Origin of the sequence: Kitasatospora phosalacinea, assembly GCF_030268885.1 — a bacterium.
Lineage (GTDB): Bacteria > Actinomycetota > Actinomycetes > Streptomycetales > Streptomycetaceae > Kitasatospora > Kitasatospora phosalacinea_C.
On the sequence record NZ_BSSA01000001.1, the window covers coordinates 596,530 to 618,292 of the forward strand.

Sequence of the window (21,763 nt, forward strand, 5' to 3'; positions counted from 1 at the left end):
CGGGCGGGGCCCGTCCGCCGACGGCCCCGCCCCGACCCGCCCGCCGCACCACCCGTCACCATCTTGGAGGTACCGTGCCCGGACGCCACCCGATGCACGACCAGGGTCCCGCCGGGGGCGCGGACTCCACGGCGCTCCCGCTGGAAGCGCAACTCTTCGTCGGAGAAGGCCAGTTCATCGACCTGCCGGTACGGTTCGCGTACCGCCGCGAGGCTCCCTTCGCCGTGCTCCTGGAGTTCCCCGGCCCGAACGAGGGCGCCGGGGCCTGGGAGTTCTCCCGCGACCTGCTGTGGGAGGGACTGCACGAGCCGGCGGGTCTCGGCGACGTGCGGATCTGGCCGCCGTGCCACTGCCGCGGCCGCCGACAGCTACGGATCATGCTGGTGGGGAACGAGGGCACGGCCCTGCTCGACCTCCCCGCCAAGCCGCTGCGCGACTGGCTCCGCGACCGGAGCTTCGCCCTCGTGCCCCGCGGCACCGAGTCCGGACTCATCGACTGGGACGCGGAACTGGGCCGCCTGGTCGGCGACCGCTGAGGCCGCACGTCGTCCGCGGGGCCGCGCCGACGGGCGCGGCCCCGCGCAGTTCGAGGAGCGCGCGGACACGGCCCCGTCCTGGTGGCGGTGGTACCCGGCGAAGCCCGCGGGTGCGCCGTCCTCGACGGTCTCGAACCGCGACGGGCCGGGCCGCCGGTCAAGCGGCCCGGCCCTCCCGGCCGCCCTCGCGGTAGCCGAGCGCGACCGTCCCGACCAGGACGGCACCGGCCAGCAGGGCCCAGCCCAGGTGGCCGCGGACCACCAGGGCGGCGCCCGGTGCGGCGCCGGCCAGCATCGCCAGGACCGAGCCGAGCCGCCGCGCCAAGCGGGGGTTGTCGCCGCCGGCGAGCGAGGAGTCCGCGGCGAGGCCGGTCAGGGTGAGCGTGAGGACCGTGGTCGTCAGGTCCGGGACGCCGAGCTTGCGGACGGTGCCGTTGCGCAGGCCCATGGCCAGCGCCAGCAGCGCGATCAGCGCGGTGGAGGGCGCCGCCCCGTACCCGCGCGTCCCCTCCGGCGCGCACGCGAACGCGACGGCCGCCGCCACCGCCTGCAACGCCGTCTCGGCCAGCAGCGCCGCGCGCAGCCACGGCGCCCGGCGGTCGGCGCCGTACCCGGCCGCGAGCCGCCCGGCCAGCACCGAACCCGCCAGGAAGGCCGCCAGCGAGGTGAGCGAGCCGGTGATCGAGAAGCCGTCCGTGCCTGCCAGGGCGAAGCCGATCACGACGACGTTCCCGGTCATGTTCGCGGTGAAGACGTGGCCGAGTCCGAGGTAGCTGACCGCGTCGACCAGGCCGCTCACGGCGGTCAGCACGAACAGCGCCGGCACGAGCGGGTGGCGGTCGTGGACCTGCGCGGCGGGTACGGGCGCGGGGGAGGCGGGGGTGGTCACGGAGATGTCCTTTCGCGGCTCCTGCCGGGCTGCGCCGTGCGCCGCAGGAGCCCTGCGGCGCACGGCGGTGGAAACGGCCGACGGGGCGAGCGGTCGACCGGGAAGCGGGCGGTTCAGAGGAAGCAGGGGTCGTCCAGTACGGGACCGCCGTCCGTTCCGGGCGCCCACCGGCCACGGGCTGCGCGCCAGGCGCGCTGCTCGTCGGAGTCGGCCACCGCGGCGGTCAGTTGCTCGGCCTGCCGGGCGCCGGACAGGCCCGGTGCCCGGCAGGCCTGGTAGCCGCCGAAGCGGGCCACCGGGCTCCACGGCGGCACCACGGCCGGCAGTTCGGGGGCGAGGCCCTCGTGCTCCTGGGCGCCGTACACGATGCGGCCGCCGACGACGGTGAGCACCGACTCGATGTGCGGGATGTCCGCCTCGGGGACGGTGAAGTAGTCGGCGCTGAGCACCGTCAGGTCGGCGTAGCAGCCCACCTTCAGCCGGCCCTTGACCTCCTCCTCACCGGTGAGCCGGGCACCGCCCAGGGTGTACAGCTCCAGTGCCTCCGCGCGGCTCAGCCGGTTGCCGGCCGGGCGGAGCACGCGTGTGCTGACGGACCGTCCGGAGACCAGCCAGTGCAGGGCCACCCACGGATTGTAGGACGAGACCCGGGTGGCGTCGGTGCCGGCGCCCACGGTCAGGCCGCGCTCCAGCATCGCCCGCACCGGCGGGGCTCCGGCGGCCGCGGCCGCGCCGTAGCGCCGCACGAACGCCTCGCCCTGGAAGGACATCCGGTTCTGCACCGAGACGGCGCCGCCGAGCGCCGCGATCCGGTCCAGGCTCGCGGGGGAGACCGTTTCGGCGTGGTCGAAGAGCCAGCGGTTCCCGCCGGGGAACAGGCCCTCGGCGGCCAGCCGCTCGAAGACCGCCAGGTCGCGGCGGATCGTCTCGTCGTAGCTCGCGTGCAGCCGGAAGCCCCAGCCGTGCTCCGTCAGCAGGCGCACCGCCTGCTCGAACCCGGCCTCGTAGGGGCCGAGTTCGGGGCGCGGCTCGGAGAAGTTCTCGAAGTCCGCGGCGGCCCAGGTGAGGTTCTCCCCGGCCCCGTTGAGCCGCAGCCACTCGTCCCCGTCGCCGGGGCGGACGGTCTCCACCCAGCGCCGCAGGTCGTCCAGCTCCTGCCCGGCGGTCTGCGGGAAGAGGTGGTAGGCGATCCGGAGCGTCAGCTCGCCGTTCCTCGCCAGTTCCGTGACGGTGCCGTAGTTCTCCGGGAAGCTCTGGAAGCCGCCCGCCGCGTCGATCGCGGAGGTGAGCCCGAACCGGTTGAGCTCGCGCAGGAAGTGCCGGGTGGAGGCGGCCTTGTCGGCCTCGTCCAGGGTCGGCGCCTTGGCCAGCGTGGAGTACAGCAGCAGGGCGCCCGGAGCGGCCAGCAGCAGGCCGGTCGGCTCGCCGTCGTGCGCGCGCACGATCTGCCCGCCGACCGGGTCGGGGGTGTCGCGGGTGAAGCCCGCGGCCCGCAGCGCCGCCCGGTTGAGCAGCGCCGACTGGTACAGGTGCAGCACGAACACCGGGGTGTCGGGGGCGGCGGCGTTCAGCTCGGCCAGGGTGGGCAGCCGGCGCTCGGCGAACTGGTCGGCGGACCAGCCCCCCACCACCCGGACCCACTGGCCCGGCGGGGTCCGTTCGGCCTGGGCGCGCAGCATGGCCAGCGCCTGGCGCAGCGTCGGTACGCCGTCCCAGCGCAGCTCCAGTACGTAGTTGAGGCCGCCCCGGATGACGTGCAGGTGCGAGTCGTTGAGGCCGGGGACGACGCGCCGGCCGAGCGCGTCGACCACCCGGGTGTGCGGGCCGACCTGCGGGAGGACGTCGGCGTCGTCGCCGACGGCGGTGATCAGGCCGGCGCGGACGGCGACCGCGCCGGCCCGGGGGCGCAGTGGGTCGCCCGTGTACACCTCGGCATTGCGCACGACCAGGTCGGCGGCGTGGTCGGGGGAGCGGTCGGAGGCCGCCGGGCCGGGACGGATCCCGGCGACGGGCATGCTGGACATGCGGTCTCGCTTTCGGAGAGCGGGGGAGCAGATGGGTCACTCGCCGATGAAGGCGAGCAGTTCCTCGTTGACCTCGGTGGCGTGGGTCCAGATGAGGCCGTGCGGGGCGCCTTCGAGCACCACCAGGCGAGCGCCCGCGATGGCCCGGGAGAGGGGGACGGCCGTCGAGTGCAGCGGCAGGGTGCGGTCGGCGTCGCCGTGGATGATCAGGACGGGGACGTCGATCCTCGACAGGTTTGCACGGTAGTCGGTGAGCCAGTCCGGGACGCGGTCCACCGTCGCCGGGCCGGAGGCCGAGACGCCGACGTTCCAGCTGTACTGGACGGCCTGGTCGCTGACCAGGCCGCCGCCGAGCACGTCCGCGTCGTAGAAGTCGGCGAGGAAATCGGCGACGAAGGCCGGCCGGTCGGCGTGGACGGCGTCCCGGACCACCGTGGGGACGGCGCCGTCGGCACCGTCCGGGTCGTGCCCGGTCTTCAGCGGGAACGGCGGTACCGCGCCGAGCACCACGGCCTTGGAGACGCGTCCCGAGCCGTGGGCGCCGAGGTAGCGGGTGACCTCGGCGCTGCCCATCGAGAAGCCGACGAGCACGGCGTCGCGCAGATCGAGGCGGGTGAGCACGGCAGCGAGGTCGGCCGAGAAGGTGTCGTGGTCGTAGCCGGAGGACGGCTTGTCGGAGGCGCCGAAGCCGCGGCGGTCGTAGGTGATCACGCGGTGGCCGGCGGCCAGCAGCGCGGCTTCCTGCTTCTCCCAGGACGCCCCGTTGAGCGGCCAGCCGTGGACGAGGACGACGGGCCGGCCGGTGCCGTGGTCCTCGTAGTACAGGTTCACGGTGCCGGAGTTCTCCCCGTCGACGGGAAGGAAGGGCATGTTCGCGCTCCGTGCGGGTGCGGTCCGGCCGGCGTCGGCAGCGGCGTGGTCGAGACTCGGTGCGGACGGGCCTCAGTCGAAGCGCAGGTCCGCGAGCTGCTGTTCGAGGGCGGTGACGTCGTCCGCGGGTTCGGCCCGGGCCGGGCGGTCCGCCATGAGCGCGGCCAGTTCGCCGCCCGCCCGGCGGATCCGGGCGGGCAGGCCGTCGGCGTACTCGTCCCCTCCGGAACCCCAGTCGGCGGACGCCGCGTACACCGCGGTGGGAACGACGGTGGCGCGCAGGTACGCGAAGAGCGGGCGCAGGGCGTGTTCGAGGACGAGGGAGTGGCGGGCGGTGCCCCCGGTGGCCGCGGCCAGGACCGGCTTGCCCGCGAGGGCGTCCGGATCGATCACGTCGAAGAAGGACTTGAACAGCCCGCTGTAGGAGGCCGTGAACACCGGGGTGACGACGACCAGGCCGTCGGCTCCGGTCACCGCGCCGATCGCGGCGGCCAGCCGCGGTGCCGGGAAGCCGGTCACGAGGTGGTTGGCGATGTCGCCGGCCAGGGCGCGCAGCTCCACCACCTCGGTCGACACGACCGCGCCCCGGTCGGCGAGCCCGTCACGGACCGACTCGGCCAGGCGGTCCGCGAGCAGGCGGGTGGAGGAGGGGGTGCTCAGCCCCGCGGAGACGGCGACCAGCTTCACGGGGCGCTCACCCCCTCCGGGGCCGCGGCGGCCGCGACCCGCGCCGCGTGCGTCGGGGCGTCCGGTACGGTCGCCGGACGTCCGAGGGCGAACTCCTTGCGCAGCACGGGGACGACCTCCCCCCCGAGGAGGTCGAGCTGCTCCAGGACGGTCTTGAGGGGCAGGCCCGCGTGGTCCATCAGGAAGAGCTGGCGCTGGTAGTCGCCCACGGTCTCCCGGAAGGACAGGGTCCGTTCGATGACCTGCTGGGGGGAGCCCACGGTCAGCGGGGTCTGCTCGGTGAAGTCCTCCAGCGACGGGCCGTGGCCGTAGACCGGCGCGTTGTCGAAGTAGGGACGGAACTCCCGGACCGCGTCCTGCGAGTTCCGCCGCATGAAGACCTGGCCGCCGAGCCCCACGACGGCGTCCTCCGGGCGGCCGTGGCCGTGGTGGGCGTACCGGCGCCGGTACAGCTGGACCATGCGCCTGGTGTGGTCGGCCGGCCAGAAGATGTTGTTGTGGAAGAAGCCGTCGCCGTAGAACGCGGCCTGTTCGGCGATCTCCGGCGACCTGATGGACCCGTGCCAGACGAAGGGCGCGACGCCGTCCAGCGGGCGCGGTGTCGAGGTGAAGGCCTGCAGCGGCGTGCGGAACCTGCCCTCCCAGTCCACGACGTCCTCACGCCACAACCGGCGCAGCAGGGCGTAGTTCTCCCTGGCGAGGTCGATGCCCTGGCGGATGTCCTGCCCGAACCAGGGGTACACCGGCCCGGTGTTGCCGCGCCCCAGCATGAGGTCGACCCGGCCGTCGGCCAGGTGCTGGAGCATCGCGTAGTCCTCCGCGACCTTCACCGGGTCGTTGGTGGTGATCAGCGTCGTCGCGGTGGAGAGGACCAGCCTCTCGGTGCGGGCCGCGATGTGGCCGAGCAGGGTGGTCGGGGAGGAGGGGACGAACGGCGGGTTGTGGTGCTCGCCGGTGGCGAAGACGTCCAGGCCCACCTCCTCGGCCTTGAGGGCGATGGCGACCATCGCCTTGATGCGCTCGTGTTCCGCCGGAACACGGCCGTCGGTGGGATCGGGGGTCACGTCCCCGACGGTGAAGATGCCGAACTGCATGCTGCTTCTGCTCTCCTGAAGCTGTGTGGATGCTGCGATCGCGGGCCCCGGGACCGGAGTGCGCCCGGTCGTCGGTGCCGGCCCCGCCCGCGGCAGCCGGAGGTCCGGCTGCCGCGGGCGGGGCTCACTCCAGGCGGGCCGGCGGGAGTGGCCTCACTTCGCCAGGAACGCGAGGAGTGCGGTGTTGACCTCCTCCGCGTGGGTCCACAGCAGGCCGTGCGGGGCACCGTCGATCTCGACGTAGTCGGCGGACGGGAGGGCCCTGCGGAAGGGGCGGGCCGTGCCTTCGGCGGGGAGGATGCGGTCGGCCGTGCCGTGCAGGATCAGGGCGGGGACGTCGACGGCCGGGATGTCGGCACGGAAGTCGGTGTACCAGGTCGCCGGTGCCGCGGAGGCCGCGAAGGAGCCGCCGCGGGCCGCGGTGTCCCAGCTGTTGCGGACGGCTTCCTCGCTGATGCGGGTGCCCAGGTTCTCGTCCAGGTTGTAGAAGTCGTTGAAGAAGGCGGTGTAGTAGGCGTAGCGGTCGGCCTTCACGGCGGAGACGACGCCGTCGAAGAACTCCTTCGGGGCGACGCCGTCCGGGTTGTCGTCGCTCTTGAGCAGGCAGGGCTCCAGCGACGCGAGGAAGGCGACCTTGGCGACGCGGGCCGAGCCGTACCGGGAGACGTAGCGGGCGACCTCGCCGGTGCCCATCGAGAATCCGACCAGGACGGCGCCGGTCAGGTCGAGGGTCTCCAGCACGGTGTTCAGGTCGGCCGCGAAGGTGTCGTAGTCGTAGCCGGTGGTGGGGTGCGAGGACTGGCCGAAACCGCGCCGGTCGTAGGCGATCACGCGGTAGCCGGCGTCGAGCAGCGCGGCGCTCTGCCGCTCCCAGGAGCGGCCGTCGAGCGGGAAGCCGTGGATGAGGACGACCGGCTGCCCGGTGCCGTGGTCCTCGTAGTAGAGGTCGATGGAGGTGGTGTTCTCCTGGCCCACGGTGATGTACGGCATGGTTGGTCCCTTGCTCGGAATCGGTTGGTCCGCGCGTCGTCGTGGCGCGGAATGCCGTCACGCTACGGCGGGGCGGGCGCCGCGTGTTGTCGCACGATGCCCTGGGTCTTGCCTGCGGGCGCAGCGGCCGCGGACGGCGGCGGAGGACGGCCGGGACCTCCTTCTCACCCTCCGGGCCGCCGGGCACGACGCACCCCGGACCGGGCCTCCCTCCCGCGAGCAGAGCGGGGAGCCGGGGTCTCGTCGTCGGCCGACGATTCGAGGACAGCGGCTCGTGCGGGAGGCACCGGTCCGGGGCGCGGGGTGCGGGTGCGGGTGCGGGTGTTCAGAGGGTGCGGCGGACGCCTGCCTGGCGTTCCAGGTCGCGGAGCTGGACCGCGAGGCCGCCCGCGACGGCGGCGTGGGCCGGGCCGCTGCGGCCGATCGGCAGGACCTCCTCGGTGCGCATGTCCTCCAGCATCAGGGCGAAGGCCGTGTACATCGCCACGAGCGCCACCAGGAGGCCCAGCGCGCCGGACGTGCGGGTGAGCCACTCGGCGCCGGTGAGGCCCGACAGCCCGGTCGCCGCCCAGCGGGGCAGGGAGACCAGCAGGACGAGCCACAGCGCGCGCTTGGGCCGCGTCACCGCGGTCATCAGCGCCCCCAGGCACAGGAACGCCAGATTGAAGACGCCCAGCACGCGCGGGCCGTCGGCCGCGCCGGTGAACAGGACGAGCGCGTACGCCAGCCAGCTGCCGGCGAAGGCGCCCATCAGGGTTGCCGCGATCACGTCGCGGGCGCCGAAGGCCAGGACGCTCACCAGGAGTTGCAGCGCGAAGGCCGGCAGCACGCACAGGGCGACGGCGCGGCGGGCCTCGGCTTCGAGGACTCCGAGTTGCAGGCACGCCGTCATCACGGAGGCGATCGCCACCGTGAAGAAGCCCAGCGGCATCGGTGAGGCGATCGGGCGGAGGTTGATCCGGGTCATCGACCGGAGGTCGGGTTCGAAGCCGCGCCCCGGGGGAGGGGCCGGCCGGCTTTCCTGCGCTTCGTCGGTGCCGTCGGTGACGCCGGTGGCGGAGGCTGTGCTCATCGTGGTGGTCTCTCGTTCGGGCGCCCGGAGCGGGCCTGGGCCGGAGGCTCCGGACGCGGTGCCGGTGGTGTCCGCTCGGATGTCCGCGAGCCGACGGATGAAAAGGGTCCGGCCGCCCGGGTGGGGACCCGGGCGGCCGGACCTGGTACGTGCTGTTCGAGCTCAGTGCCCGCCGACGGCCGGGGCCGGCGCCGCAGGGGCCGGCCGGTGCAGGACGACCCGGGTGAGCAGGCCGGAGCCGAGCCCGGCGGAGAGGGCGACGGCCGCCCACCACAGCGGGTACGGCGTGAGGCCGACGGCCGCGTCCAGGGACCAGTCGCCGGGGCCGGTGGCGGCCAGGGCCGCGGCGGTGCCGATGAGGACGAGCGGGTACTCGTACCCGTCGTCCTGCACCCAGAGGCCGTGGCGCCACTTCACGGTGAGGGCGACCGTCATGACCCCGATGGCGCCGGTCGCGGCGAGCGGGGTCAGGAAGCCGGCGGCGAGCAGCAGGCCCGATCCGATCTGGCCGCTGCCGGCAGCCAGGGCGGTGAGGGTTCCACCGCGGAAGCCGTCGGCGCGGAACTCCTCGGTGCCGCCGTCGAGGCCCTTGCCCCCCAGGTGCGAGCTGACCTTCTGCACGCCGTGGCCGGCGACGAGCAGTCCCACCAGCAGGCGCAGGACCAGGATGCCGGTGTCCACCGGCGTCAGCCGGCCGCGTGCGCGCCGAGCACGCTCTGCGCGTACACGACGCCCAGGCCGTACGCGCCCGCGTGGGCCTTGACGATCTCCATGACCGCGCCGTACGTCTCCTGGCGCGCCCAGTCGCGCTGCAGTTCGAGCAGGACCTGGATCCAGGTCACCGGGACCGCGCCGGCGGCCACCATCCGCTGCAGCGCGTGCTCGTGGGCCGCCGGGCTGACGCCGCCGGAGGCGTCGGAGACGACGTACACCTCGTACCCCTGCTCCAGCGCCGACAGCGCGGGCAGCACCAGGCAGACCTCGGTCCACAGACCCGACAGGACGATCTTCCGGCGGCCGGTCGCCTTGACCGCCGCCACCAGCGCGTCGTCCTCCCAGGCGTTCATGGTCGTGCGGTCGATGATCCCGTGGCCGGGGAACACCTCGGCGAGCTGCGGCAGCAGGGGCCCGGAGAACGATTCGGCGGCGACCGTGGTCAGGACGGTCGGCACACCGAAGGCCCGGGCCGCCTTGGCGAGCCCCACGGTGCTGTTGACGATCGCGGCACGATCACCGCTGCCGGTGCCGAAGAACATCTGCGGCTGGTGGTCCACGAAGAGCATGACCGCGTTGTCGGGCGTGAGGAGGTCCGCGCTCGGAGCGGCCTGCACCTTGGTGATGTCGAACATGGGAAACCCTTTCGGAGCCGTCGGTGAGATGCCGGCCGCGTTCGCGGCCGGGCACTCCCCGAAGCTACGATCGGACCGACCGGCCGGGTTCTCCCCGCGTGCCCGCGCACCAGCACGACAGTGCACGACCGGGGCACCGGCTTTGACCGGAGTTCCGAGGCTGGCGAGGACGTGCGGAGAACGGATCTCCGCAGTAGGGGCAGCAGCGCGGGCCGTGGACGCGCGCCCTCTCGAAGGCGGCGGCCTCGCAGCCGGCCCTCAGCGCGTACCGGTCCTGCCGGTAACGGGTCTTCTGCTCTTGCCGGACGCGGATCTGGATCTTGTGCAGACGCTGCGGCACGAGCAGGGCACGGCGGCCTTTGCCGTCGGCGAGAGGCTCGATCGGTGTCAGGTCACACGCCGCAAGGCCGGAGTGGATCTGTTCGAGGGCGTCGATGACGGCCGCACACAGGGGCTCTTTCAGCGGTGCAGCTCCGAGGTGGGGCTGCATTGGCTGCTGACGTAAGCCAGTTCGGGCTGCAGCGTGTGTGCCGGAAGATCCTCCACCGATCCACGGTGGCCACGCCGTGCTCGACGGGACAGGGGAGCCGGGCGCAGGTCCTGACGGTGCAGCGGGTGAGGCCGTGGGCGCGGCCGGGCAGGGCGCGAGAGGCCCACACGAGGCTGCCCGTCGGGCCGGTGGCGACTTGGTGGTTGACGCCGTGGCGGCGGTGCTTGCCGGAGTGGTCGGCGCGGCCGCCGCCGACACGGCCGCACTCCGTGAGAGTGCTGTCGACCAAGGCGCGCTCCGGGTCGGCGTCGCGCAGGGCCCGGACCAGACCGGGGGCCTTCCGGGCGAGCAGCTCGGTGACCTGGTGGACGTAGGCATGGGTGGTGTCGGTGCTGATCCGGAAGCCGGCCGCGACCTGGGCGGGCGTGTCGTGCTTGCGCAGGTACACGAGCGCAACCAGGGCTCGCGGGGAGGGCCGCAGCTTGCATCGGCGCTCCCCTCCCGGGTGACGATCAGCATCGTGACCCGGGAGGGGAGCGCGTGCGGCAGGTCCAGTGCGGCAGGAAAGGTGACCGACGAGGCTTCCCGGAGGAACAGTTGAGACTTCAGACATCTCGCTCAACCGCCCGGAGCCTCGTTCGTTCTGCCCTCGCGCCGCTCGCCCGGCCGTCCGGCCCGCTACACCGCCGCGTTGGAGGACCGACGTGCATGGGCTGCCGAGGGCTGCGGCGGAGTGTCGGCCGGGGTTGCGGTGGAGCGGGCCGGGTTGACACCGGTCGACTCGTGCGGGGGAAGACGCTCTCCAAAGACGGGTCGAGGAGCAGGTCGGCGAGCGCTCCTCCGGTCAGTACGTATTCCTCCTGCAGGGCAGCCAGCACGAGCCGGACCAGGTCTGTGCCAACCGGCAGAGTGAGGTCGGCCGGGTCTCCGTCACATGACGCGCCGCATGAGGAGCGCTCCTTGCGATCCTTCCGAAATGGTCACGAAGACCTGCCCGTCGGGGGACCCGTGAACCTCCGGGGTCCCGTTGAGGGCAGCCCCTTCGGTGATCCTCGACCAGCCCGCAAAAGTACTTCCCGCATTGGTCGACGTGTTCACCCAGAGCTGGTGGTCGACCGGGCTCACACAACCGATGGCCAGGTTCTGCTGAGCCCGATAGTTCGGGTCGCTGGTATTGGTGCTCAGCTCATTGGGGCCGCCGCGTCCTGCGTCCATGGACAGGCAGGATCCGCCGTAAGGAGCTCTCCTGTAGTTCCCTATGTAGGCGGAATGGCCGGTCTGGATGGTGGAAACCCAAAGATCGCCGGAATTCGCCGGAAGAACCCAGGTGTCAAGACTTGAGGTCAACCCGTGCATGAGAAGCACGTTCGTCGGCCGAGCCTGCCCGACGACGGCGTTGGGGTCCGGCCTCCACCCGTCGTAGGGGAACGCCACTGCGTTGTCGTAGATCTGCATGGTCTGGGTGTAGACGCGTCCATCGGCGGTCACCTGCAGGGCAACCTCGTTCCCCTGGGAAACGGCGGTGACCCCGCTCCAGGCTCTAGCGGAACCGGGGACGTCGTCCCACAGTGTCCACGAGTTTCCCGCGGCGTCCCTCAAGAAGCTGTACCAGATGTTGCCGTCGTTGCCGACGATGAAAACTGCCAGGCGCTGCGCCCCGGTGTTGTCCCGCACGGTGACCGCTTCGGGGCGCGACACGGTGCGGCCGTCATAGGGCATGATCCGCCAGTCGCCACCGCGGTAGCGCCACCATATCTGATTGTCGTAGCCGCGAACGACCTCGTACGAGTCGCCGAGGAACCACTGCACGGAAATGGCGTCAGGGGACTTGGCTGGGCCACCCTCGTTGATCCAGGTCCAATCGGCCGCATGGGCAGGGGCTGCCGGGTTCGTCAGGGTCGCCGCAGCGGTGAAAACCAGCGCAGCGAACCCGTTCTTCAGGTCAATGATTCGTGACCGTCTCATATCTCCGCCACCCTCTAATAATATTAACCGCATAACGGTTTTCGATACCGGCCTTTGCTTCGAAACGATATCCGCGAAGCGTCTGAGAAGTTGTCGGGCAGCGCACACGCTGTATCACCGGGGCGCACTCCTTCAGGTGCTTCTTCCGATCTGCGCCGACCATCGCGGAGGGCCCGACGATGCCGACCGCGCCGGCCGGCGCAGCTATTGACCCGAAACGGTAGGGATCCGGGCTCGTTGGTCCGGGCGTGACGGATCTGGTGGGGGGACTCGCGGCGGCTGTCGCCGAGGGCCCGGGAAGCTCTGCGGATGCGGGCGGTTGTGGCGCTTCGGGCGGGCCGGGGCCGGCGCGAGGTGGCCGAACTGCTCGGCGTCACTGTGGAGTCGGTGACCGACTGGTGGGCCGTCTGGCAGGCCGGCGGCCGGGAGATGTTGGCGTCCGAGAGCCGCGGTCGGCGGGTGGGCGGGCGCCAGGTGCTCGATCCGGACCGGCAGTAGTGCGTCCGGCAGGCCCTGATCGGCCACCGCCCCGAAGACCTGGGCCTGGGCGGGCAGTTGTGGACCCGCGCGATCGTCGGCGACCTCATCGCCCTGCTGTACCGGGTGCGACTGACCGAGCAGGACGTGGGCAAGTACCCCAAGCGCTGGGGGCTGCCGTTCCAGCGCCCGGACAAGCGTGCGATCGAGCAGAACCCGGAAGCAGTCCGTGCCCGGCGCGAAGAGAGGTGGCCCACGATCCGCGCGAAGGCCCGGGAAGAAGGCGCCGAAGTGCTGTTCGCCGACCAGAGCGGCGTCCGCTCCGACCAGGTCTCCGGCCGAACCCGGGCGCCGCGCGGCCGGACGCCAACCATGCGGCGCACCCTGCGCGGCCTGCTGCTCGGCACCCCATCGGCAACAACTGGTGGATCGCCCTGCTCTGGTGCGCGGCCCTTACCGTCCTCGGCTACCGCTGGACTCTGGCCCGGTTCGACCGCGATCCCGCGTAAGGTTCGAGGACCGCACGGTACTACCTGTCCTCCTTGCCGGCAGTGCTATGTCGGACGGGTCGGCACCGATGACGGAATCTGCATCTGGGAAGTGTGCCGAAAGGAAGCTGCGATTAATTCCTAGGGCCGGCGAACTTGAGCGAGCCTAACCAAAGAGAAATGTTCCATCTGCCCATCGGAATTCAAGTACCTTTGCAAAAAAGGGACTTGATGCTTCGCGCAATCGATACCGACGCCGCGAACGTCGCTCCGGTACGCCTGTTCACGTACGACAGCAGCCAGTCGACCCGTGCCCGCAACTCGGGCCTCCGGGTGGAGAAGCTCGCTTTGCCGGCGGAGGGCGAGTCGAGGCCAAAGAGCAGATATTGCCGCAGGGTTGAGGCGGGCTGGAGCTGTCGCTGAGTGAACTCGAGGTCGAGGTGTTGTCCCTCGGCGCGCCGAACCGGTCAGGCGATGCGGCCGACGAGGAGGTCGTGAGCGAGGAGGCTGGTGGTGCCTCGGACTTTGGTGCGCAGGTAGGTGAGGTTGTGCGGGGTGGTGTGGACGCCGGTGGGGATGCGGTTCTGCACCTGGATCCCGAGTGCCTGGAGCTGGCCTGACTTGTCCGGGTTGTTGGAGAGCAGGTCGACCGTGGTGGCGCCGAGGGCGGTGAGCATCTGGGCGGCGGCGGTGTAGTCGCGGGCGTCTTCGGGGAGGCCGAGGGCGGTGTTGGCGGCGTACGTGTCATGTCCGAGGTCTTGGAGGGCGTACGCGTCGAGCTTGTTGTAGAGGCCGATGCCGCGGCCCTCCTGGCGCAGGTAGAGGAGGTGGCCGCCGGTCTCGGCGATGCGCTGGACGGATTCGCGCAGCTGGGGGCCGCAGTCGCAGCGGGCGGAGCCGAAGACGTCGCCGGTGAGGCACTCGGAGTGCAGGCGCACCAGCGGGGCGGGGTGCGCGGACGGGTCGCCGAGGGTGAGGGCGAGGTGCTCGGCGCCGTCGGCGAGGCCGTGGAAGGTGTGGACCTCGGCTTCGACGCGGTAGCCGTCGGGGAAGGCGAGGGGGATGCGCACGCGGGAGCGGACGGTCGCGGCGGGCGGCTGGGGGGTGGTCTCGGGGTGCGTCATGTCGGGTCCCTCCGGGGCCGCGAGTAGGGGCGTGCTGCGGTCCGGTGCGGGGGCTGCCCGTGTTGTTCAAATTCGAACCGGATCCTGCGCGGTCGACGCTACACCGTGGTTCCAATTTGAACAACCGGCGTCCCGGGCGGTGTTCCCCTCCCGTTCGGCCCACCGCCCCCGGGCTACTCGCCGGTACCCCGGCAAGGTGGAACGGAGGACGGCGCAGGGCCGCACCGGGAGGAGGCACCGGATGGCGAAGGCATTCGGGTTCGTCGCGTACGGCGGACCGGAGCAGCAGGAGTTCCTGGACCGGCCGACGCCCGCCCCCGGGCCCGGCACGCTGCGGATCAGGGTGGTGGCCGCCGGGGTCAACCCCGCGGACTGGAAGAAGCGGCAGGGCTGGTTCGGCACCGACGCCGCCCCGCCGCTGGTGATGGGCAGCGAGGCGGCCGGAGTGGTGACCGCCGTCGGCGAGGGCGTGCAGGGCTTCCGGGTCGGCGACGAGGTCTTCGGCACCGCCCCCGGCGGCGCCTTCGCCGAGGAGGCGCTGCTCCCCGCCCGCGCCACCGCGCACAAGCCCCGCACCGTCGGCTTCGCCGAGGCCGCCGCGCTGCCCGTCGCCGCCGCCACCGCCCACGACGCGCTCGACCAGCTCGCCGCCCTCGGCCTGCGGCGCGGAGACACCCTGCTGGTGGTCGGCGTCGCCGGGGGCGTCGGCACCGCCGCCGCGCAGATCGCCCGCGGCCGCGGCCTGGAGGTGCTGGGCACCGCCGGGGAGGGCAGCGCCGCGTACGTCCGTTCGATCGGCGCGACCCCCGTCCGCTACGGCCCCGGCGTCGCCGAGCGGCTGCGCGGCGTCGCCCCCGGGGGCGTGGACGCCGTGCTCGACCTGATCGGCGGGGACGCCGTCCGCGAGGTCGCCGGGGTCCTGCGCGTCCCCGGTCGGCTGGTCTCCACCGCCGACCCGGCCACCGCCGCCGAACTCGGCGGCGCCTACGTCGAGCGCGACGGCACCGCCGCCCCGCTCGCCGCCCTCGCCGAACTCGTCGCCGCCGGAACCCTCGACCCGCACATCACCGCCCGCTACCCGCTGGAACGCGCCGCCGAGGCGATGGCCGCGGTGGAGGGCGGACACGTCCGAGGCAAACTGATCCTGGAGATGAGCCGACCGTGACCACCACCGAACCGAGCCCCGGCGCACCCTGCTGGGTCGAACTCGCCACCAAGGACCCGGCCGCCGCCAGAGCCTTCTACCACGAACTCTTCGGCTGGCGCGCCGAGACCGTCCCCGACGGGAGGGCCGCGGGCTCCACCGGGCTCCACCTCGGCGACCGACTCGTCGCCGGACTCGGCGCCCTGACGCAGCCCGAGCAGCCCACCGCCTGGACGATCGGCTTCCACACCCCCGACGCCGACGCCACCGCCGACGAGATCGCCGACGCCGACGGCAAGCTGATCGTCCCGCCGACGGACGCCCTGGACCGGGGCCGGTTCACCGTCGCCGCCGACCCCACCGGCGCGGTCTTCTCCACCTGGCAGCCCGCCGCCCTGCGCGGCGTCGACCTGCGCGACGCGCCCGGCTCCCTCGGCTGGGTCGAACTCGCCACCCACGAACCGCAGTCGGCCGCCGAGTTCTACGCCCGGGTGTTCGGCTGGAGCGTCAACGCGGGCGAGATGTACACCCGGTTCGGGCTGGGCGGACGCGACTTCGGCGGCATGATGGACATGTCCGACCAGTTCCCGGCCGAGGTCGCGCCCTACTGGATGCCCTACTTCGTGGTCGCCGACGTCGACCTCGGCGCCGAACGCGCCGCCCTGCTCGGCGCCACCGTCACCCTCCCGCCCACCGACGTCCCCGACGGGCCCCGGCTGGCCGTCCTGCACGACCCGCAGGGCGCGCTCTTCGGCATCCACGCGGTGGAGGAGGAGTGAACGCGGCGGGCGGGGCGCACCCGGCGCCCCCGCCCCGCAACGGGGTTCACACCCGGGCCGGCGGCAGGCCGGTGGGCGTCGCCGCCGGCGGCGGGCCCGGGCGGCCGCGCTCGCGCAGCACCGGCCCGGCCGCGGCCGCGGCCGCCACCAGCACCACCGCCAGCGCCGTCAGCGGCACCCAGTCGCCCCACTGCACGTACCAGGTGCGGGCCGCCGGATCGGCCAGCGCCACCTGCACCGTCACCGACCCCGACGCGTCCGTGCCCAGCCGGGCCAGCCGCCGCCCCTGCGCGTCGTACGCCACCGACTCGCCCGTCAGCGCCGCCTGCACCACCGGGCGGCCGCTCTCCGCGGCCCGCAGCGCCCCCAGCGAGGCGTGCTGCGCCGGGGCCCAGGTCGACTGGAACGTCGACGTCGCCGACTGGTAGACGATCAGCTCGGCGCCCTGCCGGGCCGCGGTGCGCGACATGTCGGGGAACGCCGACTCGAAGCAGATCAGCGCACCCACCGGCAGCGGCCGCCCGTCCCGGCCGACCACCGGCAGCAGGTGCACCGAACTGCCCGGCGCCCGGTTCTCGCCCGCCGCCGCGCTCACCCCCGCGATCCAGCCCAGCAGCGGACGCAGCGGGATGTACTCGCCGAACGGCACCAGCCGGATCTTCCGGTAGCGCGCCACCAGGCCCGAACCGTCCACCAGCACCGCGTCCTTGGAGATCCTGCCGTCCGCCTTCCGGGCGTCCTCGCCGACCAGCAACTGCGCCCCCGTGGAACGCGACAGCGCCGCCAGCCGGTCCACCGTCGCCCGCTGCCGGTCCAGGTCCTCGGTGGTCGAACTCTCGCCCCACACCACCAGGTCCACCGGGCGGCCCGCCAGCGACCGGGTGATCCGCACGTTCGCCTCCAGCCGGGCCTGCTCGTCCGGCGTCGAACCCGCCTGCACCAGCGCCACCGACGCCGAACCGGACGTCGCCGGGGCCGCCTGCGCCGCGAACGCCGCCGGACCCGCCAGCAGCGCCGCCAGCGCCGTCGCCGCCGCCAACGCGCGCACCCGCAGCCCGCGCACGCACACCACCACCAGCAGCGCCGTGTTCACCGTGACCAGCGCCCAACTCACCAGCCACACACCGCCGACCGACGCCAGGCCGAGCACCGCCGGATGCTCCCACTGGGTCGCGCCCAGCACCGCCCACGGCCCGCCCAGCGCACCCCAGGAACGGGCGTACTCGGCGCACACCCACACCGCGGGCAGCACCACCAGCGCCGCCGCCGAACGCCGCGGCGTCGGCTCGCCGCCCAGCAGCCACCACGCCGCCAGGCCCAGCGGCGCCTGCAGCACGCCGAACAGCACCGCCAGCACCGGCAGCCCCGGGCCGATCGACGGGACCAGCCAGTACATCCCCGTGAGGATGAACCCCGCGCCGAACCACCAGCCGCGCACCGCCGCCTCGCGCGCCCCGTCCGCCGCGCGCATCAGCAGCAGCCCCGGCACCAGCGCCGCCCAGGCCAGCCAGGCCAGGCCCGCACCGGGGAAGGTCAGGACGGGCAGCGCGCCCGACGCCAGCGCGCCGTAGCGGGCGGGTCGGGTGAGGGCGGTTCGCAGGTTCATGGGCAGATTGTCCGTCCGGCGGTGCCGGAAGGCACCCCTATTCGATCACCGGCATGTCAAGGTCCCCCCAAGCCTGCCCGGATCCCGCGCCGTCACTCACCCCGGCCGCCGCCGCCCGTCCCCGGCGGGCCCGTCCGGCCGCCGTCACTCGTCCTCCAGGTCGCCCTCCGTCTCCAGCAGCACCTGCCGCAGCTCGTCCAGCAGCGCCGCGTCCGGCTCCGCCCACAGGCCGCGCCCGGCGGCCTCCAGCAGGCGCTCCGCGATGCCGTGCAGGGCCCACGGGTTGGCCTCGGCGAAGAACTCGCGGTTGACCGGGTCGAGCACGTACTCCTCGGTCAGCTTCTCGTACATCCAGTCCGCGACCACGCCGGTGGTCGCGTCGTAGCCGAACAGGTAGTCGACGGTCGCGGCCATCTCGAACGCGCCCTTGTAGCCGTGCCGCCGCATCGCCTCCAGCCAGCGCGGGTTGACCACCCGGGCGCGGAAGACCCGGGCCGCCTCCTCGGTGAGGGTGCGGGTGCGCACCGTCTCGGGGCGGGTCGAGTCGCCGATGTACGCGGCCGGGCTGGCGCCGGTCAGCGCCCGCACGGTGGCCACCATGCCGCCGTGGTACTGGAAGTAGTCGTCCGAGTCGGCGATGTCGTGCTCGCGGGTGTCGGTGTTCTTCGCGGCCACCGTGATCCGCCGGTACGCGCTCTCCATCTCCTCGCGCGCGGGCCGCCCGTCCAGGCCCCGCCCGTACGCGTAGCCGCCCCACACCGTGTACACCTCGGCCAGGTCCGCGTCGGTGCGCCAGTCCCGGCTGTCGATCAGCTGCAGCAGACCCGCCCCGTAGGTGCCCGGGCGGGAGCCGAACACCCGTACCGTGGCCCGGCGTTCGTCACCGTGCTCGGCCAGGTCGGCCTGCACGTGGGCCCGGACGAAGTTCTGCTCCGCGGGCTCCTCCTGGCGGGCCGCCAGCCGCACCGCGTCGTCCAGCAGCGCCACCACGTGCGGGAAGGCGTCCCGGAAGAAGCCCGAGATGCGCAGCGTCACGTCGATCCGCGGACGGCCCAACTCGCCGACGGGGACGGCCTCCAGGCCGGTCACCCGGCGCGAGGCGTCGTCCCACACCGGGCGCACGCCCAGCAGCGCCAGCGCCTCGGCGATGTCGTCGCCCGCGGTGCGCATCGCCGAGGTGCCCCAGAGGGAGAGGCCGACGGACGGCGGGAACTGGCCGTCGTTGTCGGCCCGGTAGCGCTCGACGAGGGACGCGGCCAGCGCCTGGCCGGTCTCCCAGGCGAGCCGGGAGGGGACGGCCTTCGGGTCCACCGAGTAGAAGTTGCGGCCGGTGGGAAGGACGTTGACCAGCCCGCGCAGCGGGGAGCCGGACGGGCCGGCCGGGACGAAACCGCCCTGCAGGGCGTGCAGCACCGCGTCCAACTCGTCGGTGGTGGCGGCCAGTCGGGGCACCAGCTGGGTGGCGGCGAAGGTCAGCACGTCGGCGACCGCGGGCGGCAGCCCCTCGGCGACCTTCGCGACCGCGGCCGGGTTCCAGTCCTCGGCCTCCATCGCCTCGACCAGGGAACGGGCCCGCGCCTCCGCCGCGTCCGTCGCCCCCAGCGTCAGCGCCGCCTCGTCCAGGCCCAGTGCCTCGCGCAGGCCCGGCAGCGCGCTCACCCCGCCCCAGATCTGCCGCGCCCGCAGGATCGACAGCACGATGTTCACCCGGTCGGTACCGCTCGGCGCCTGCCCCAGCACGTGCAGGCCGTCGCGGATCTGCGCGTCCTTCACCTCGCACAGCCAGCCGTCCACGTGCAGCAGGAAGTCGTCGAAGCCGTCGTCCTCCGGCCGCTCCGCCAGCCCCAGGTCGTGGTCCAGCTTCGCGGCCTGGATCAGCGTCCAGATCTGCGCCCGGATCGCGGGCAGCTTCGCCGGGTCCATCGCCGCGATGTTCGAGTGCTCGTCGAGCAGCTGCTCCAGCCGGGCGATGTCGCCGTACGAGTCGGCCCGCGCCATCGGCGGCACCAGGTGGTCGACCAGCGTCGCGTGCGCCCGGCGCTTGGCCTGGGTGCCCTCGCCCGGGTCGTTCACCAGGAACGGGTAGACCAGCGGCAGGTCGCCCAGCGCCGCGTCCGGACCGCACTCCGCGGACAGCGCCGCCGTCTTGCCCGGCAGCCACTCCAGGTTGCCGTGCTTGCCCAGGTGCACCACCGCGTGCGCGCCGAAACCGCCGTCCGCGCGGTCCGCCGCGATCCACCGGTACGCCGCCAGGTAGTGGTGGCTGGGCGGCAGGTCGGGGTCGTGGTAGATCGCCACCGGGTTCTCGCCGAACCCGCGCGGCGGCTGGACCAGCACCAGCAGGTTGCCGGAGCGGATCGCCGCCAGCACCAGGTCGCCGTCCGGGTTCTGCGAACGGTCCACGTACAGCTCGCCCGGCGCCGGGCCCCAGTGCTCCTCCACCCGCTCGCGCAGCGCCGCCGGGAGGGTGGCGTACCAGCGCCGGTAGTCGGCCGCCGGGATGCGCACCGGGTTGCGGGCCAACTGCTCCTCGGTCAGCCACGCCTGGTCGTAGCCGCCCGCCTCGATCAGCGCGTGGATCAGCGCGTCGCCCTCGTGGCGGCCCTCGTCGGTCCCGGTGTGGAAACCCGGCAGGCCGTCGCCCAGGTCCATGCCCTCCGCGCGCAGCCGCTCCAGCAGCCGGACCGCCGAGGCCGGGGTGTCCAGGCCCACCGCGTTGCCCACCCGGGCGTGCTTGGTCGGGTACGCGGACAGCACCAGCGCCAGACGTCGCTCGGACGCCGGGGTGTGCCGCAGCCGGGCGTGCCGCACCGCGATGCCCGCGACCCGCGCCGCCCGCTCCGGGTCCGCCGCGTACACCGTCAGCCCGTCCTCGTCGACCTCCTTGAACGAGAACGGCACGGTGATCAGCCGGCCGTCGAACTCCGGGACGGCCACCTGGGTCGCCGTGTCCAGCGGGGAGAGGCCGTCGTCACTGCCCTCCCACTGCGCCCGCGACCAGGTCAGGCACAGGGCCTGGAGGATCGGCCGGTCCAGCGCCGCCAACGCCCCCGCGTCCCACGCCTCCTCGTCGCCGCCCGCCTGCGCGTCCGCGGGCCGGGTGCCGCCCGCGGCCAGCACCGTCGTCACGATCACGTCCGCCGCGCCCAGCTCGGCCAGCAGCTCCGGCTCCGCCCCGCGCAGCGAGGCGCAGAAGTACGCCCGCACCTGCGCGCCCCGGTCCTCGACCGCCCGGCACAGCGTCTCCACGAACGCCGTGTTGCCGCTCATGTGGTGCGCCCGGTAGTACAGCACCGCGACGACCGGGCCCTCGGCGGTGCGCGCCCCGCGCTCCAGCCGGCCCCAGGACGGCGCCGACGCCGGGGGCGCGAAACCGTGCCCGGTCAGCAGCACCGTGTCCGACAGGAACGCGCCCAGCTCCGCCAGGTTCGCCGGACCGCCGTGCGCCAGGTACGCGTGGGCCTCCGCCGCGATGCCCGCCGGGACGCTCGACAGCTCCATCAGCTGCGCGTCCGGCGCCTGCTCACCGGTCAGCACCACCACCGGCCGCGGCCCCGCCAGCAGCGCGTCCAACCCCTCCTGCCAGGCCCGGCGGCCGCCCAGCAGCCGCACCACCACCAGCTCCACGCCCTCCAGCAGCGCGGGCAGCTCCTGGGGCGACAGGCGCGCCGGGTTCGCCCAGCGGAACGGCACCGGACCGTCGGCCGCCCGGGCGCTCAGCAGGTCGGTGTCGGACGTCGACAGCAGCAGGATCATGCGGAAGCCCTCCCGGGCGTCTCGGACAGCACGGGGCACGGGGCCAGGGCGGGGCACGCGGGCAGGACGGGGCGGACGGGTCGCGCCCGGCGGACGGCACGGGGCGGCCCGGCAACGGCGGGCGCCCGGTGGAGCGCGGGCATGCGGCAGCGCATGGAACGGCCTTCCTCGGGGTCCTCGCCCCGGGCAGTGGAGGACGGCCGGAGTTCCTGGCTCCCGCGGCTCACTGAGCCGCGGTCACAGTGGCGGGACCGCACCGGATTCGCACCGGACTTCCTCCGCTGTGCCGTCGCTGGCAGCGGACGCCCCGAGAGGCGCCCGCCAGCATCGTACGGGGTGATCGGCCCCCGGGGGAGTGTGAGCTGCGACGCTGACCGAAACCCGACCACCCGCGCCCCACGCCTCCGACCCGCACCGCCCTGA

General features: G+C 73.6%; 17 protein-coding genes, 2 pseudogenes and 1 riboswitch. Of the genes and pseudogenes, 5 read left to right on the forward strand and 14 right to left on the reverse strand.

The window, feature by feature from the left end; all coding sequences use genetic code 11:
• Positions 1 to 92 precede the first annotated feature (92 nt).
• Positions 93 to 536, forward strand: a complete 444-nt coding sequence (locus QSK52_RS02580) for an SsgA family sporulation/cell division regulator (protein ID WP_285732986.1) — start codon at positions 93 to 95, stop codon at positions 534 to 536.
• Between the two features lie 157 nt (positions 537 to 693).
• Here QSK52_RS02580 and QSK52_RS02585 read toward each other — a convergent pair whose 3' ends face one another.
• From QSK52_RS02585 to QSK52_RS02625, 9 genes are all read right to left on the reverse strand, one after another.
• Positions 694 to 1,425: a YoaK family protein gene (locus QSK52_RS02585; protein ID WP_285732988.1), complete on the reverse strand. Its 732-nt coding sequence runs from the start codon at positions 1,423 to 1,425 to the stop codon at positions 694 to 696.
• A 113-nt stretch (positions 1,426 to 1,538) separates the two neighbouring features.
• Positions 1,539 to 3,449: an amidohydrolase gene (locus tag QSK52_RS02590; protein ID WP_285732991.1), complete on the reverse strand. Its 1,911-nt coding sequence runs from the start codon at positions 3,447 to 3,449 to the stop codon at positions 1,539 to 1,541.
• A gap of 36 nt (positions 3,450 to 3,485) precedes the next feature.
• Positions 3,486 to 4,319, reverse strand: coding sequence for an alpha/beta fold hydrolase (locus QSK52_RS02595; RefSeq protein ID WP_285732993.1), 834 nt, complete (start codon positions 4,317 to 4,319; stop codon positions 3,486 to 3,488).
• A 72-nt stretch (positions 4,320 to 4,391) separates the two neighbouring features.
• Positions 4,392 to 5,006, reverse strand: coding sequence for an FMN reductase (locus tag QSK52_RS02600; protein ID WP_285732995.1), 615 nt, complete (start codon positions 5,004 to 5,006; stop codon positions 4,392 to 4,394).
• Entirely contained in the window at positions 5,003 to 6,100 is a 1,098-nt protein-coding gene (locus QSK52_RS02605; protein WP_285732997.1) for an LLM class flavin-dependent oxidoreductase, read from the reverse strand. Before QSK52_RS02605 ends, QSK52_RS02600 begins: the two co-directional genes overlap by 4 nt.
• A gap of 153 nt (positions 6,101 to 6,253) precedes the next feature.
• Positions 6,254 to 7,090 (reverse strand): alpha/beta fold hydrolase, encoded by an 837-nt coding sequence (locus QSK52_RS02610; RefSeq protein WP_285732999.1) that lies wholly within the window; start codon positions 7,088 to 7,090, stop codon positions 6,254 to 6,256.
• 325 nt (positions 7,091 to 7,415) lie between these two features.
• Entirely contained in the window at positions 7,416 to 8,162 is a 747-nt protein-coding gene (locus tag QSK52_RS02615) for an acetate uptake transporter family protein (protein WP_435053147.1), read from the reverse strand.
• A 162-nt stretch (positions 8,163 to 8,324) separates the two neighbouring features.
• Positions 8,325 to 8,843 (reverse strand): DoxX family protein, encoded by a 519-nt coding sequence (locus QSK52_RS02620; RefSeq protein WP_285733001.1) that lies wholly within the window; start codon positions 8,841 to 8,843, stop codon positions 8,325 to 8,327.
• Positions 8,844 to 8,848: 5 nt separating this feature from the next.
• Entirely contained in the window at positions 8,849 to 9,511 is a 663-nt protein-coding gene (locus QSK52_RS02625; RefSeq protein ID WP_285733003.1) for a hydrolase, read from the reverse strand.
• A gap of 214 nt (positions 9,512 to 9,725) precedes the next feature.
• On the opposite strand from QSK52_RS02625, the gene QSK52_RS02630 reads away from it, so the two are divergent.
• Positions 9,726 to 10,016 carry a hypothetical protein gene (locus QSK52_RS02630; RefSeq protein ID WP_285733456.1) on the forward strand — a complete coding sequence of 97 codons (291 nt, stop codon included), beginning with the start codon at positions 9,726 to 9,728 and terminating at the stop codon, positions 10,014 to 10,016.
• Here QSK52_RS02630 and QSK52_RS02635 read toward each other — a convergent pair.
• A pseudogene (locus QSK52_RS02635) lies at positions 9,904 to 10,520 on the reverse strand (transposase family protein). The gene QSK52_RS02630 and the pseudogene QSK52_RS02635 overlap by 113 nt on opposite strands.
• Positions 10,521 to 10,931: 411 nt before the next feature.
• A complete protein-coding gene (locus QSK52_RS02640) occupies positions 10,932 to 11,966 on the reverse strand; it encodes a hypothetical protein (RefSeq protein ID WP_285733005.1) in 1,035 nt (344 codons plus the stop codon).
• Between the two features lie 309 nt (positions 11,967 to 12,275).
• Here QSK52_RS02640 and QSK52_RS39660 point away from each other — a divergent pair.
• Positions 12,276 to 12,952: pseudogene (locus QSK52_RS39660) on the forward strand (winged helix-turn-helix domain-containing protein).
• 446 nt (positions 12,953 to 13,398) lie between these two features.
• Here QSK52_RS39660 and QSK52_RS02655 read toward each other — a convergent pair.
• On the reverse strand, positions 13,399 to 14,055 hold the full coding sequence (locus QSK52_RS02655) for a GTP cyclohydrolase II (RefSeq protein ID WP_285733010.1): 657 nt from the start codon (positions 14,053 to 14,055) through the stop codon (positions 13,399 to 13,401).
• Between the two features lie 241 nt (positions 14,056 to 14,296).
• Here QSK52_RS02655 and QSK52_RS02660 point away from each other — a divergent pair, with 241 nt between their 5' ends.
• Together QSK52_RS02660 and QSK52_RS02665 are read left to right on the forward strand one after the other, a co-directional pair.
• Entirely contained in the window at positions 14,297 to 15,220 is a 924-nt protein-coding gene (locus QSK52_RS02660; RefSeq protein ID WP_285733012.1) for an NADP-dependent oxidoreductase, read from the forward strand.
• On the forward strand, positions 15,217 to 15,978 hold the full coding sequence (locus QSK52_RS02665; protein ID WP_285733014.1) for a VOC family protein: 762 nt from the start codon (positions 15,217 to 15,219) through the stop codon (positions 15,976 to 15,978). The genes QSK52_RS02660 and QSK52_RS02665 overlap by 4 nt, the downstream gene beginning before the upstream one ends.
• A gap of 46 nt (positions 15,979 to 16,024) precedes the next feature.
• Here QSK52_RS02665 and lnt read toward each other — a convergent pair whose 3' ends face one another.
• Together lnt and cobN are read right to left on the reverse strand one after the other, a co-directional pair.
• Positions 16,025 to 17,584 (reverse strand): apolipoprotein N-acyltransferase, encoded by a 1,560-nt coding sequence (gene lnt, locus QSK52_RS02670; RefSeq protein ID WP_285733016.1) that lies wholly within the window; start codon positions 17,582 to 17,584, stop codon positions 16,025 to 16,027.
• A gap of 144 nt (positions 17,585 to 17,728) precedes the next feature.
• Positions 17,729 to 21,340 carry a cobaltochelatase subunit CobN gene (cobN, locus tag QSK52_RS02675; protein WP_285733018.1) on the reverse strand — a complete coding sequence of 1,204 codons (3,612 nt, stop codon included), beginning with the start codon at positions 21,338 to 21,340 and terminating at the stop codon, positions 17,729 to 17,731.
• Between the two features lie 207 nt (positions 21,341 to 21,547).
• Positions 21,548 to 21,612, reverse strand: a riboswitch (cobalamin riboswitch).
• Positions 21,613 to 21,763: the final 151 nt, after the last annotated feature.